Raw genomic sequence first — 14,364 nt, 5'->3', positions numbered from 1 at the left:
AGCGTCCAGCGCGCAGCATACGAAGACCGCCTTCAGATTTCGTTGCCCGTGCCCGACCGCAGCGCAGGCGCTGAATCATTCACCCGTCCGGCCGGCGATGTCTCAACCGCTGAGACGGGATTGTGCTTCCATGGCGTCCTTTGCAGACCGTTGTACCCATGGCCTACGAACTCGCCAAGCGCACCGAAGATGCCGAGCGCCGCCTCGCAACCACCGACGGGCTGCCCTCGCGCAACGGTGCCCTGCTCACCGCGCGGCTGCAGCAGCGCTACGCCGACCGCATCACCGGCAGTTTCACGATCCCCGGGCGCGAAGGCCGCTATGCGCCGATCCCGGCCGATGTGCCCGCCGCGCTGACCGCCGCGCTGAAGGCGCGGGGCATCGAGCAGCTGTACAGCCACCAGGCCGAAGCATGGGAGGCTACCCAGCGGGGCGAGCACGTGGCCATCGTCACCCCCACCGCCAGCGGCAAGTCGCTGTGCTACACCCTGCCGGTGGTCAGCGCCGCCATGCAGGGCAAGGCCAAGGCGCTGTACCTGTTCCCGACCAAGGCGTTGGCCCAGGACCAGGTGGCCGAACTGCTGGAGCTCAACCGCGCCGGCGACCTGGGGGTCAAGGCGTTCACGTTCGACGGCGATACCCCCGGCGATGCGCGCCAGGCGATCCGCCTGCACGGCGACATCGTGGTCTCCAACCCGGACATGCTGCACCAGGCCATCCTGCCGCATCACACCAAGTGGGCGCAGTTTTTCGAGAACCTGCGCTATGTGGTGATCGATGAGGTGCACACCTACCGGGGCGTGTTCGGCAGCCATGTCACCAACGTGCTGCGCCGGCTCAAGCGGATCTGCGCCTTCTACGGCGTGTCGCCGCAGTTCATCCTGTGCTCGGCCACCATCGGCAACCCGCAGGCGCATGCCGAAGCGCTGATCGAGGCACCGGTCACCGCCATCACCGAATCCGGCGCGCCGACCGGACCCAAGCACGTGCTGCTGTGGAACCCACCGGTGGTCAACGCCGACCTGGGGCTGCGTGCCTCGGCGCGCTCGCAGAGCAACCGCATCGCCCGCATCGCGATCAAATCCGGGCTGAAGACGCTGATCTTCGCGCAGAGCCGGTTGATGGTCGAAGTGCTCACCAAGTACCTGAAGGACATCTTCGACCACGACCCGCGCAAGCCCCCACGCATCCGCGCCTACCGCGGCGGCTACCTGCCCACCGAACGCCGTGAGACCGAACGTGCCATGCGCGCCGGCAACATCGACGGCATCGTCAGCACCTCGGCGCTGGAACTGGGCGTGGATATCGGCAGCCTGGACGTGGTGGTGCTCAACGGCTACCCCGGCAGCGTGGCCGCTACCTGGCAGCGCTTTGGCCGCGCCGGCCGACGCCAGCAGCCCGCCCTTGGCGTGCTGGTGGCCAGCTCGCAGCCGCTGGACCAGTACGTGGTGCGGCACCCGGACTTCTTTGCCGAGGCCTCGCCCGAACACGCGCGCACCGCCCCGGACCAGCCGTTGATCCTGTTTGACCACATCCGCTGTGCCGCCTTCGAGCTGCCGTTCCTGGCCGGCGACCCGTTCGGGCCGATCGACCCGCTGGTGTTCCTCGAAGCGCTGGCCGAAACCGAGGTGGTGCACCGCGAAGGCGACCGCTGGGAATGGATCGCCGACAGCTACCCGGCCAATGCGGTGAGCCTGCGTTCGGTGGCCGACGGCAACTTCGTGGTGGTCGACCGCAGCGACGGCAAGCAGCAGATCATTGCCGAGGTGGATTACTCCGCCGCCGCGCTGACCCTGTACGAAGGCGCCATCCACATGGTGCAGTCCACCCCGTACCAGGTGGAGCGGCTGGACTGGGAAGGCCGCAAGGCCTACGTCACCCGCACCCACGTGGACTACTACACCGACAGCATCGACTTCACCAAGCTCAAGGTGCTGGACCGTTTCGACGGCTGCTTGGCCGGCCAGGGCGATTCGCACCACGGCGAAGTGCACGTGGTGCGGCGCGTGGCCGGCTACAAGAAGATCCGCTACTACACCCATGAAAACATCGGCTACGGGCCGGTCAACCTGCCCGACCAGGAACTGCACACCACCGCGGTGTGGTGGCAGCTGCCGCAGGGGCTGCTGCTGACCGCGTTCGATTCGAAACAGGAAGCACTGGATGGCTTCCTGGGCGCGGCCTACGCGCTGCACATCGTCGCCACGGTGGCGGTGATGGCCGATGCGCGCGACCTGCAGAAGGCGGTGGGCAATGGCGACGGCGCGTGGTTCGCGGTGGCCGACCAGAGCGGCCGTGGTCAGCTGCGTGGCGCCGAGTTCGACGCCAGTGCGATCGAGCTGCAACAGCAGTTCGTGCCCACCGTGTACCTCTATGACAACTTCCCCGGCGGCGTGGGCTTGAGCGAGCCGCTGTGGCTGCGCCAGGCCGAGCTGCTGCAGCGCGCGCAGGAACTGGTGCAGCGCTGCGACTGCAAGGCCGGTTGCCCGGCCTGCGTGGGCCCGGTGCTGGCCGGCCAGGAAGACGATGCCACCACGCCCAAGACGCTGGCGTTGAAGGTACTGGCGCTGTTTGACGAACAGGCGCTGCCACCTGCCAGCGCACGTGCGCAGCACGAGGCCGAGGTAGTGCCGTTTTGAGCCTGAGCCTGGACAAGCTGCGCCTGCTGCGGCGCCAGGCCGGTGACGCCACGCCGCGCCCGGCGGCGGCCGAGCCTGCTGCCGCGCCTGTACCCGCACCGCCGGTGGCGGCCAACGATGCGCAGGCGCGCCGGCCCGCGCCGGATTCGGTGTTTGCCTGGGTGGAGCAGGAAATCCGCCACAAACCGACCGGTGCGAGCGCCCCTGTGCCGGCACCGCCACCGCTGCGCAGGCCCGATGTGGGTGGCCTGCACCGGCTGCTCGGCCTGCGTGATCGCGGCACGGCGGCGGCGCGACCGCGCGCGAGCGCACAGGATCGGCATGTGCCGGGTGAGGAGATCGCACCGGGCCTGTTCCTGATCGAATCGTTCCTGCCGCAGGCCATCCCGACCCAGCCGCTGTCGTTGGCCTTCGCCAAGCGCGACGGCGAGGCCGTAGCGCCCCAGGACCTGATGTTCTTCGATACCGAAACCACCGGCCTGGCCGGCGGCACCGGCACCCGTGCCTTCATGATCGGCGCGGCCGACTGGCACCGCGATGCCGCGAGCGGCGACGGCCTGCGCATCCGCCAACTGCTGATGACGACCATGGCCGCCGAGACCGCGATGCTGGCCGAGTTCGCGCGCTGGCTGCAGCCCACCACGGTGTTTTCCAGCTACAACGGCCGCTGCTACGACGCACCGCTGCTGAAGACCCGCTACCGGCTGGCGCGGCAGCGCTGCCCGATCACCCCGCTGGACCACGTGGACCTGCTGTTCCCCACCCGCCGCCGCTACCGTGGCACCTGGGAGAACTGCCGGTTGGCCACGATCGAGCGCCAGCTGCTGCAGATCGTGCGCGAAGACGACCTGCCCGGCTCCGAAGCCCCCGCCGCGTGGCTGAACTACCTGCGCGGTGGCAGCGCGGTGAACCTGCGCCGGGTGGCCGAGCACAACCACCAGGACGTGGTGACGCTGTCGCTGCTGATGCAGCGGTTGGTTGCCGAGGAGCGGCGCGAGCGGGAAACCCTGGCGCTGGAAGGCGGCCCCGTCCGCAGCTGAGCGGGCCGTTGACACCCCGTGCAGCCGCGGCGGTGCAAGCTGGCCGCACTTACCCGCTCACGGAGACTGGCCATGCGTATGTCCCTGCTGTTGCTTGCCTGTGCCCTGCCGCTGACCGCGTGCAGCACCCCGCCCAAGAGCAGCACTGATCCGGCCGTGGTCGACCCGGTGCCGCATGTCGCTGATGGAGGCACCATGAAGTGCAATCCCGACGTTCTCGAGCAGTTCAATGGACAGAAGGCGACCGAAGCGCTGGTCAAGAAGGCAGTGGCCGCCAGCGGTGCGAAGAACGCGCGCGTGGTGAAGCCGGGCATGGCCGTCACGATGGACTTCCGCGAAGATCGGTTGACGATCAACGTGGACGCAGACAACAAGATAGAGCGCATCGGTTGTAATTGACCGGCGGCGGGGGGCCCGGGCATACGCCCGGGCGTCACCGTTACCTCAGGCGCTGCACGGTGCCATCAGCCAGCGCCTTGTCGAACGCCTTGCGCACGTCGCGGGCGATCTGGGCCGAAGCGATGCTTTGCTGCTGCGCCAGGCCTGACTGCTGGCGGGCCAGTTCGGCCTGCTGGCGGGAAATCTCGGCAATCCGGCGGTGGTCCACCGCTGCCGCGGCGTCCGCCTTGGCGCGCTGCGCCGCGCGTTCGGCCAGTGCTGCATCGCCCTTGCGGGTACGCGCAGCATTGTTGGCCATTTCCGCCGCATCCATCGACTCCATCGCATCGCGGCTGGCGCGCATCGCCACCTCGGCAATGCGCTCGCCCAGCTCACCCTGCTGCTCGCCCAGTGCGCCCATGCGGTCGCCCAGCGCGCCCTGCTGCTCGCCCAACCGGGCCACCTGCTGCTGGGCCTGGGACAGCGACTTCAGCAGCGCGGGATCGCGCACGAGGTAACGCTCGTTGCCGACGCGCACCCACAGCGCCGGGTCGCGACCCTGTACATCACGCTGTGCCTGCTTGAGGTCGGCCATCGAGGCATCGACGAAGTTGTCGCCGCCACCCATCAGCACGAAGGCCTGGCGCGGCTGGTGCGAGAGGTCCAGACGTCCGTGGGTGATGGTGGTGGTACTGGTGCTGGTGCTGCTGCTCACACTGTCCGGGTGCGGCGGCGGTGCGGGTGCGGCCGGGGGCGCCGGTGCACGCGGTGCAGTGACCGGGCGCGGTGCCGATGCCGGACGCGGCACCGCCGGGGCCGCTGGCGCGGCGGGAACCGCAGGGGCAGCAGGGGCAGCGGGAGCGGTCAGCACCGATGGTGCTGGCGGCGGGGGCGGAACCGCAGCCACCAGCCGCATCGGCGCCACCCCGATCACCACGAACAGCGCCGTGATCGCCAGCGAGGCCACGCGCGGGAAACTGCCGGTCTGCTGCAGGGTCAGCAGACGGCGCTTGAGGCTGCGGAAGTTGGGCGAGGCACTGGCCACGCCCACCGCCGGCCGCGGGGCCACGCCCAGCTGCACCAGCAGGCGGCCGTAGTCGTGGCGGCAATGCCCGTGCCCGGCCACCACCGCGCTGTCGCACGCCTCTTCCCGGGCCAGCGCGTATTCGCGCACGGCCACGTGCAGCAGCGGGTGGAAGAACAGCAGGTGCTGGGCCAGCGCAGGCAGCAGCCCGAACCACAGGTCGCGGCGCTGCAGGTGGACCAGCTCATGGGTCAGCGCCATGTCCAGGTCATCGGCGGCCATCGCCGGCAGTTCACGTGCGGGCAGCAGCAGCACCGGGTTCCACGGGCCGATCAGCTGCGGCGAACGGATCTGCGCGGACAGCTTCAGCTGTGGCGCGCGGGCAAGCCCATGCGCTTCGGCGGCCAACTGCAGCGCCTGCTGCAGCCCGGCGTCGGTGCAGGGCACCGCATGGCGGACCAGCGCGCGGCTCTGCCGGTAGGCACGCAGGCTGTGCACCACCATCAGCAGCACGCCTGCCGCCCACAGCGCGAACACCACGCTCTGCCAGGACAGCGACGCAGCGGTCGGCGCGGCGGTCACGGTATCGATTGCCATCGGGGCCAGCGTCGTCGGCGCCTGCGCCATCGGCTGGGCCACCAGGGTGACGTTGTCGATGCCCGGCGCCGGCAGTACCGCCAGTTCGAGCGGGCTGCTCCATACGAGCCCCAGCACGGCCTGCAGGGCCACCAGCCACCACAGGCGGCAGCGCGTGGCGGCGGGCAGCCGCGGCAGCAGCCGGCACACGCCCCACACCAGCGCCACCAGCAGCGCGCTCTGCACGCTGGTCCAGGCCAGACGGGTCAGCAGTTCCATCATCAGGGTGTCCATGGCTCAGCCCTCCCGCTTGCGTGATTGCAGCTGTGCGACCAGCGCTTCCAGTTCGGCCAGTTCGCTGTCGCTGACCTCGGCCTTGTGCGACATGAAGGCGACGAAGGGTGACACCGAGCCCTGCAGCGTCTTCTCCACGAAGCTCGCCACTGCGCCCTGCACCACGCTGTCCTGCTCGCCGGTGGCGGAGTAGCGGTACACGCCCTCGACCTGCTGGCGCTGGAGATACGCCTTGCCCCGCAGGCGCTCCATCATGGTCAGCACGGTCGAGCGGGCCAGGCCACGCTCCTCGCCGAAGCCGGCCGCCACTTCGCCGACGCTGGCGTCCTCCTGTTCCGCTATGTACTGCAGCAGGGCCAGTTCCTGGTCCCCGATGGTCTTGCCGCGCATGGCACACTCCGTTGACTACACGTGTAGCCACCATGCCCGTGACTACAGATGTCGTCAAGTGCCGGACGGTCGCAGCCGACGAACGGTAACGCGGAAGCCGCCGCGTCGCATGTCGTCCCCTTCTGCCTGGCCTTTACCCCTTCGGACCGCCCATCACCGGCAGGATCACCCCGCTGATGTAGCTGGCGGTGATCGGCGAGGCCAGGAAGACGTAGGCCGGCGACAGTTCCTCCGGCTGTGCCGGCCGGCCCATGTCGCTGTCCTTGCCGAATTCGGCCACGTCCGGCGCCTGCTTGTCGGCCGGGTTGAGCGGGGTCCATACCGGGCCCGGGGCCACCGCGTTGACGCGGATCCCGCGCGGCAGCAGCTGGCTGGCCAGCGCCTTGGTGAACGCATGGATGGCGCCCTTGGTGGACGAATAGTCGATCAGCGCCTTGCTGCCGAACAACCCGGTTTCCGAACCGGTGTTGATGATGCAGTCGCCCTCTTCCAGGTGCGGCAGTACCGCGCGTGCCATCTGGATGTAGCCGCCGATGTTGGTCTGCAGGGTTTCCTGCAGGTGTTCGTCTTCCAGGTCTTCCAGGCGTTCGCAGTGCAGCTGGAACGCGGCATTGTTGACCAGGATGTCGATGCCGCCGAACGCCTTGGCTACCTGCTTGACAGCCTTGTTGCAGAATTTGGGATCACGCACGTCACCGGCGATCACCACGCAGCGGGTGCCTTCGGCGTCCACGTGCTGGCGGGTGACCTCAGCGTCGTCGTGTTCGTCCAGATGCAGGACGGCCACATCGGCGCCTTCGCGGGCGAACAGCACGGCCACCGCGCGGCCGATACCGGAATCGGCGCCGGTGATGATGGCGCGCTTGCCCTTGAGCTTGCCGCTGCCGACGTAATCCGGCGCCAGGAAGCGCGGCGCCAGATCCAGTTCGTGTTCGTTGCCCGGCTTGGCAATGTGCTGCGCCGGCATGGTTTCAGGCTGCTTGCGGCTGCCGGCCTGGGTGGCCTTCTTCGTGGCTTTCTTGCTGGCCTTCTTCGCCGCGGCGCGCGCGTCCTTGGCCTTTTCCTGGTCCTGCAGGCGGCGCTGGCGGGCGGCCACGCGCGCGGCGCGCGGATCGGTGGCGGCGGCCTTGCGGGTAGCGGTCTTCACCACCGGGGTACGCGTGCGCGTCGCCTTGGGCTCGGCGGAGGTCGCGGCGGGGGTCGTACGTTTACGGGTTTTCTTGGCCGTGGCCATGGTCAACTCCTTCGTAGCATTTGCCTCGATGCGGGTGGAGGGCGAGGCAAGGGCAGTGTGGCGGCCGGGCCGGTCGCATCCGGTGAATGGCATGTCGCCATGACGTGTAGGGCTTCATCCGCCGCATACGCACGCAGCGGCATCGTGGGAACCAGAATCCCCGTTGGAGCCGCCCCATGTTTCGTCCCCTGCTTGCCGTTGCCGCCGTGACCCTTCTTTCCGCCTGCAGCAGCACACCGGTGGCGCAGGTGCAGCCGATCGACGGCGTCATCTCCGGCCAGTGCCATGTCGACAAGGTGCGTGGCGCCGTGGGCCTGGCCGCGTCGGCCGCCACCATCGAGCGCGCCCGCGTGGACAGCGACAGCCTGCAGGTCAACGTGCTGCGTGGCCAGCGCACCGAAAGTGGCCCCACCGCCAGCGGTGCGGCAAATCCCAGCCCGGGCGCGGAGAGCGGTGGCGAACGCCTGACCATAGAGACCGGCCGCACCAACAACATCACCGCCATCTACTGCGGCTGATGTCCTGGCCCGGATCGCGCCCTCAGCGCGCGGTTCCGGCCTTGGCCTTCTTCACCGTGCGCCGCGCGCTGCGCAGGAACTTCAGCGTCGCCTGCTCCCATTGCCGCTCGCCGCGCAGGCCGGCCAACCGGGCCAGCGACCCGCTGCGCCAGCCGTCGAACACGCTGGGATCGATGTAGGCCTTGCGGCACACCGAGGGCGTGTTGCCCAGCAGCGTGGCCACCTCGCATACCACTTCCTTCTGCAGCGCGGCCAGCGAGCGCTCGCTGGGCGACTCTGGTAGTGCCGTGGCGGCGAAGTGGCGCAGCGCGGCCACCGTGCCGCCCCAGGTGCGGAAGTCCTTGGCGCTGAAATCGGTGCCCATCGCATCGCGCAGATAGGCGTTGACCTGGCCCGAATCGACCGGCTGCAGCGCGCCGTCATCATCCCGGTACTGGAACAGGGCCTGCCCCGGCAGCTGCTGGCAGCCCTTGATCAGGCCCACCAGGCGCGTGTCGTCGATGTCGACCTCATGCTGCTGGCCGGACTTGCCACGGAAGCGCATGCGCGCGCGCCCGCCCTTGACCAGCTCCAGGTGGCGGTTGCGCAGGGTGGTCAGCCCGTAGGAGCGGTTGTCGCGGGCGTACTCGGGGTTGCCCACGCGGACCAGGGTTTCGGCCAGCAGCGCGACCACGATCGCCAGCACCTTGTCCTGCGGGAAGCCGGGCAGCTTGAGATCGCGGCGCAGGCGGCGGCGCAGCGCCGGCAGCGCCTCGCCGAAGGCGATGACCCGGTCGAACTTGCCGTCGCCGCGCACCCGCGCCCAGTCCGGGTGGTAGCGGTACTGCTTGCGCCGGCGCGCATCGCGCCCGGTCGCCTGCAGGTGGCCGTTGGCCAGCGCGCAGATCCACACATCGGTGTATGCCGGGGGGATGGCCAGCGAGCGGATCCGGGCCAGGGTGGCAGCGTCGCGGACCGCGTGCCCGTCGGCGTCGCGGTAGCTGAAGCCCTTGCCGGCGCGGCGGCGGGCGATGCCGGGCAGCTCGTCGGTGACATAGCGCAGGCCGGCGTCGCGGGCTGCGGTGGCTTCGGGGGTGGCAAGGCGTGCAGGCATGGAAGCAGGGCGACGGAACGGGCCTGCAGTGTGGTGGGTGGCGCGACGGCGCCGCGTCAATAACGCAACACAAACACCTCACACCCGCCTTGACGATATGCTCCACGGTTTACCGCCTGGAACTCCGGAGTCTCGATGTCGTCCTTCTCCTTCCGCCGCCCGTTTGGCCCCACGATCCTGGCTGCCGCCCTGGTCCCCACCCTGCTGTTGCTGGGCGCCTGCAAGGCCCCGCCGATGGACGAACAGGAAGCAGCGGGTACCCACGCGCAGAAGGCCGCCGAAGAAGTCGCTGCGGCGCCCGCCGACACCACGGCCAAAGCCACCGAGGCACCGCCGGTCGGCAACTGCGATGCCAACCAGGTGCAGAGCCTGGTCGGCCAGCCCTACAGCGACGCCATCGGCGCGCAGGCGCAGCAGGATGCCAGCGCGCGCCAGCTGCGCGTGCTCAAGCCGGACGACATGACCACCATGGAATTCGTCGGCGAGCGGCTGAACATTGAAGTCGATGAAAAGGGCGTGGTCACCGGCCTGCGCTGCGGCTGAATTGGGCGCACCGGACGCGGGTTTTCGAGGGGTTTGGTTGCGCGTGCAACCGTGTATTGCGGCGTTGCAGCAACTGTGATCTAGTCGAAGCATCCGGTGCCTCCAGATGCGCTCAACGGATTGAGCGGGGACGAGTGTCGCCGCTCACCCGACATTGAGGCAGAGATGGCCCCCCGCAACCGCCAAGGGCTTTACGACCCACAAGACGAACGCGATGCCTGTGGTTTCGGCATGGTGGCGCAACTGGATGACCAGCCGTCACGGCTGCTGGTCGACACCGCGATTGCGGCGCTGTCGCGCATGACCCACCGCGGCGGTGTTGCCGCCGACGGTGTCACCGGTGACGGCTGCGGCCTGTTGCTGCGCCGCCCCGAAGCGTTCCTGCAGGCACTGGCCGCCGAAGCCGGCATCACCCTCGGCAAACTGCATGCGGCCGGCGTGGTGTTCCTGCCGCACGACGATGCCGCCGCCCAGGCCTGCCGCGACACCCTCGAACAGCAACTGCGCGACGCCGGCTGCCAGCCGCTTGGCTGGCGCGTGGTGCCGACCGATCCCAGCGTGTGCGGCCAGCTGGCCCGCGATACCCTGCCCCACATCGAACAGGTATTCGTCGATGCCGGCCATGGCCAGGACGAAGCCGCCTTCACCCTGGCGCTGTTCCTGGCCCGCCGCCGCAGCGAACAGCGGCTGCGCGAACACGCCGATTATTACGTCACCACGCTCAGCCCCAACGCGATCAGCTACAAGGGCATGGTGCTGCCGGACAAGCTGAGCCGGTTCTACCCGGACCTGCAGCGCAACGACCTGGCCTCCAGCGCCATCGTGTTCCACCAGCGTTTTTCCACCAACACGCTGCCGCGCTGGCCGCTGGCGCACCCGTTCCGCATGCTCGCCCATAACGGCGAGATCAACACCATCGAAGGCAACCGGCGCTGGGCGCAGGCGCGCAGCAAGGTGTGGAAGACCCCGCGCTTCGACATCGGCGAGTTCGATCCGGTGATCTCCATGCACGGCTCGGATTCGCAGAGCCTGGACAACATGCTGGAGCTGATGGTCAGCGCCGGCATGGAACTGATCCAGGCGCTGCGCATCCTGGTGCCACCGGCGACCCAGTCGCTGGAGTTCAAGGACGCCGACCTGGCCGCGTTCTACGAGTTCTACGGCCTCAACAGCGAACCGTGGGACGGCCCGGCCGGCATCGTCGCCTGCGATGGCCGCTATGCCGCCTGCACGTTGGACCGCAACGGGCTGCGCCCGGCGCGCTGGATGCTCACCTCCGACCGCCACTTCCTGGTGGCGTCCGAAGCGGGCGTGTGGGAAGTACCGGCCGAACGCGTGGTGCGCAAGGGCAAGCTGGGCCCGGGCGAGATGATGGCCATCGACCTCAAGCGCGGCGACCTGCTGGATTCGGATGCCATCGACCGCATCAACCGTGGCCGCGCGCCGTACAAGCAATGGCTGCAGCAGGGCGTGACCTACCTGCAGACCGAGCTGATCGACCCGTCGCTGGTGGAAGAGCCGTTCGACGAACGCACCCTGCGCAGTTACCACAAGCTGTTCCAGCTCAGCACCGAGGAAGTGGAGCAGATCCTGCGCCCGCTGGCCGAGACCGAGCAGGAAGCCACCGGGTCGATGGGCGATGACACCCCGATGGCCGTGCTCAGCCAGCAGAGCCGGCCGCTGTACGACTATTTCCGCCAGGCCTTCGCACAGGTCACCAACCCGCCGATCGATCCGTTGCGGGAAGACTGCGTGATGTCGCTCACCACCCAGCTCGGCAAGGAGACCAACATCTTCCATGCCGGCGCGGAGACGGTGAACCACGTCATCCTCAATTCGCCGGTGCTCAGCCAGCGCAAGCTGCGCCAGCTGATCAAGATGCCGCAGTACGTGGACCGCAACCGGCTCATCGACCTCTCCTACAGCCTGGACGAAGGGCTGAAGGCCGGCATCGAGCGCATCTGCGCCGAAGCCGAAGCGGCCGCGCGCGAAGGCATCGTCATGCTGCTGCTCAGCGACCGCTACCCGGTGGCCGACCGGCCGATGGTGCATGCGCTGCTGGCCACCAGTGCGGTGCACCACCACCTGTCCAACGCCGGGCTGCGCTGCGACGTCAACCTGATCCTGGAAACCGGCACCGCGCGCGACCCGCACCACATGGCCTGCCTGCTCGGTTTCGGCGCCACCGCGGTGTACCCGTACCTGGCCTACCAGACCCTGTTCGATTTGGGCCGGCGCGGCATCCTGCAGCTGAAGAAGGGCGGCGAGCAGTCGCAGATCGGCCGCAGCTACCGCAAGGGCATCTACAAGGGCCTGTCCAAGATCATCTCCAAAATGGGCATCTGTACCGTGGCCAGTTACCGCGGCGCGCAGCTGTTCGAGATCGTCGGCCTGGACGACGAAGTGGTCGACCTGTGCTTCCCCGAAACGCCCTCGCGCGTGGCCGGCGTAGGCTTCGCGCGGCTGGACGATGAGGCGCGCGAGCTTACCGTGCGCGCCTGGAACGACCTGCTGCGCCCGGAGGTGGGCGGCGTGCTCAAGTACGTGCACGGTGGCGAATACCACATGTACAACCCGGACGTGGTCATGACCCTGCAGCGCGCCGCGCGCAGCGGGGACGCCGCCGACTGGCAGCGCTACTGCGAGGCGGTGCATGGCCGGCCGGTGTCGGCGCTGCGCGACCTGCTGCAGCTCAAGGCGGCCCCCACGCCGACCCCGCTGGACGGAGTGGCGCCGGCCGAAGACCTGTTCCGCCGCTTCGACACCGCCGCGATCAGCCTGGGCGCGTTGTCGCCCGAAGCGCATGAAGCGCTGGCCATCGCCATGAACCGGCTGGGTGGGCGCAGCAATTCCGGTGAGGGTGGCGAAGACCCGGTACGCTATGGCACCAACAAGCGCAGCAAGATCAAGCAGGTGGCCTCGGGCCGCTTCGGCGTCACCGCCGAATACCTGGTAAATGCCGAAGTACTGCAGATCAAGGTGGCCCAGGGCGCCAAGCCCGGCGAAGGCGGGCAGCTGCCCGGGCACAAGGTCAACGAACTGATCGCGCGGCTGCGTTATGCCAAGCCGGGCATCGGCCTGATCTCGCCGCCGCCGCACCACGACATCTATTCGATCGAAGACCTGGCCCAGCTCATCTACGACCTCAAGCAGGTCAACCCCGATGCACTGGTGTCGGTGAAGCTGGTGTCGCATGCCGGCGTGGGCACCATCGCCGCCGGCGTGGTCAAGGCCGGTGCGGACCTGATCACCGTATCCGGCCATGATGGCGGCACCGGTGCCAGCCCGGTCAGCTCGATCCGCTACGCCGGCGTGCCGTGGGAACTGGGCGTGGCCGAATCGCACCAGGCGCTGGTGGCCAATGACCTGCGCGGGCGCACCCTGCTGCAGACCGATGGAGGCCTGAAGACCGGCCTGGACGTGATCAAGGCCGCGCTGCTGGGCGCGGACAGCTTCGGCTTCGGCACCGCGCCGATGATCGTGCTGGGCTGCAAGTACCTGCGTATCTGCCACCTCAACAACTGCGCCACCGGCGTGGCCACCCAGGACGAGCGCCTGCGCGCGCAGTATTTCACCGGCCTGCCCGAGCGCGTGGAGAACTTCTTCCGGCTGCTGGCCGAGGAAGTGCGCGGCTGGCTGTCCTACCTGGGCGTGCGCTCGCTGGACGAGATCGTGGGCCGCACCGACCTCCTGCAGCAGCTGGACGTGGCCCCGCGCCCGGGCGTCAAGGTGGATCTGTCGCGCCTGCTCAACCCGGCCCAGTACGGCGGCAGCCACTGCGCCGCGCAGCGCCTGTACGAATCGCCGGACAGCCTGGCCACGCAGATGGATGGCCTGCTGGCCCCGGCCATTGCCGGCAAGCTGGGCGGCGAACACCGCTTCCTGATCCACAACACCGACCGCTCCATCGGCACCCGCCTGTCGGGCGCCATCGCGCGCGCGCATGGCAACCAGGGCATGAGCGATGCGCCGCTGACCCTGCGCTTCCGTGGCACCGCCGGGCAGAGCTTCGGCGCGTTCAACGTGGGCGGCCTGCAGCTGGAAGTGGAAGGCGAAGCCAACGATTACGTGGGCAAGGGCATGGCCGGTGGCCGCCTGGTGGTACGCCCGCCGCGCGGCGCACGCTTCGAAGCGCGCAACACAGCCATCATCGGCAACACCTGCCTGTACGGCGCCACTGGCGGTGAGCTGTTCGCCGCCGGCCGCGCGGGCGAACGCTTCGGCGTGCGCAACTCCGGCGCGCTGGCGGTCATCGAAGGCGCCGGCGACCACTGCTGCGAGTACATGACCGACGGCATCGTGCTGGTGCTGGGCAAGGTGGGCCTGAACTTCGGTGCCGGCTTCACCGGCGGGTTGGCCTACGTGCTGGATATCGACCGCGACTTCGTGGACCGCTACAACCACGAACTGATCGACATCCACCGCATTTCGGCCGAAGGCTTCGAGAACCACCGCCAGCACCTGCACACGCTGATCAGCCGCCACCGCGAGCTCACCGGCAGCATCTGGGCCCAGCAGATCCTGGACGAATTCCGCGATTACGTGGGCAAGTTCTGGCTGGTCAAACCCAAGGCCGCCAGCATTGAATCGCTGACCGAATCGCTGCGCCGCGCCGCCTGATTTCCTGGATTCCCA

At 68.9% G+C, this 14,364-nt stretch carries 10 protein-coding genes; 6 read left to right on the top strand and 4 right to left on the bottom strand.

Annotated features, from left to right (window positions below; all coding sequences use genetic code 11):
- The first annotated feature begins 158 nt into the window (after positions 1 to 158).
- The 3 genes from AC06E7_RS07200 to AC06E7_RS07190 all read left to right on the top strand — a co-directional run bounded on the left by AC06E7_RS07200 (position 159) and on the right by AC06E7_RS07190 (position 4,078).
- On the top strand, positions 159 to 2,639 hold the full coding sequence (locus AC06E7_RS07200; RefSeq protein WP_478063790.1) for a DEAD/DEAH box helicase: 2,481 nt from the start codon (positions 159 to 161) through the stop codon (positions 2,637 to 2,639).
- A complete protein-coding gene (locus AC06E7_RS07195) occupies positions 2,636 to 3,679 on the top strand; it encodes a ribonuclease H-like domain-containing protein (RefSeq protein ID WP_478063788.1) in 1,044 nt (347 codons plus the stop codon). The genes AC06E7_RS07200 and AC06E7_RS07195 overlap by 4 nt, the downstream gene beginning before the upstream one ends.
- A gap of 72 nt (positions 3,680 to 3,751) precedes the next feature.
- Positions 3,752 to 4,078 (top strand): I78 family peptidase inhibitor, encoded by a 327-nt coding sequence (locus AC06E7_RS07190; RefSeq protein WP_068848180.1) that lies wholly within the window; start codon positions 3,752 to 3,754, stop codon positions 4,076 to 4,078.
- A gap of 40 nt (positions 4,079 to 4,118) precedes the next feature.
- Here AC06E7_RS07190 and AC06E7_RS07185 read toward each other — a convergent pair whose 3' ends face one another.
- The 3 genes from AC06E7_RS07185 to AC06E7_RS07175 form a co-directional block, all read right to left on the bottom strand.
- Positions 4,119 to 5,951: a M56 family metallopeptidase gene (locus AC06E7_RS07185; protein ID WP_478063786.1), complete on the bottom strand. Its 1,833-nt coding sequence runs from the start codon at positions 5,949 to 5,951 to the stop codon at positions 4,119 to 4,121.
- Positions 5,952 to 5,954: 3 nt separating this feature from the next.
- Entirely contained in the window at positions 5,955 to 6,341 is a 387-nt protein-coding gene (locus tag AC06E7_RS07180; protein ID WP_068848176.1) for a BlaI/MecI/CopY family transcriptional regulator, read from the bottom strand.
- A 133-nt stretch (positions 6,342 to 6,474) separates the two neighbouring features.
- The gene (locus tag AC06E7_RS07175) at positions 6,475 to 7,575 is read right to left on the bottom strand and encodes an SDR family oxidoreductase (protein ID WP_478063783.1); all 1,101 of its coding nucleotides are present in this window, start codon (positions 7,573 to 7,575) and stop codon (positions 6,475 to 6,477) included.
- Positions 7,576 to 7,751: 176 nt separating this feature from the next.
- Between AC06E7_RS07175 and AC06E7_RS07170 the strand changes: the two genes are divergently transcribed.
- Entirely contained in the window at positions 7,752 to 8,093 is a 342-nt protein-coding gene (locus tag AC06E7_RS07170) for a putative periplasmic lipoprotein (protein ID WP_093535333.1), read from the top strand.
- Positions 8,094 to 8,115: 22 nt separating this feature from the next.
- Here the strand turns inward: AC06E7_RS07170 and AC06E7_RS07165 are convergent, their stop codons facing one another.
- On the bottom strand, positions 8,116 to 9,186 hold the full coding sequence (locus AC06E7_RS07165; protein WP_478063781.1) for a DNA topoisomerase IB: 1,071 nt from the start codon (positions 9,184 to 9,186) through the stop codon (positions 8,116 to 8,118).
- Between the two features lie 135 nt (positions 9,187 to 9,321).
- On the opposite strand from AC06E7_RS07165, the gene AC06E7_RS07160 reads away from it, so the two are divergent.
- Positions 9,322 to 9,729, top strand: a complete 408-nt coding sequence (locus tag AC06E7_RS07160) for an I78 family peptidase inhibitor (protein ID WP_068848170.1) — start codon at positions 9,322 to 9,324, stop codon at positions 9,727 to 9,729.
- A 165-nt stretch (positions 9,730 to 9,894) separates the two neighbouring features.
- Complete coding sequence (gene gltB, locus AC06E7_RS07155; protein ID WP_478063778.1) at positions 9,895 to 14,349, top strand: glutamate synthase large subunit; 4,455 nt, start codon at positions 9,895 to 9,897, stop codon at positions 14,347 to 14,349.
- The last annotated feature ends 15 nt before the right edge of the window (positions 14,350 to 14,364 follow it).

It is taken from the genome of Stenotrophomonas sp. Steno-Z4 (assembly GCF_056393145.1).
This window is presented reverse-complemented; position numbering and strand designations above follow the sequence as displayed.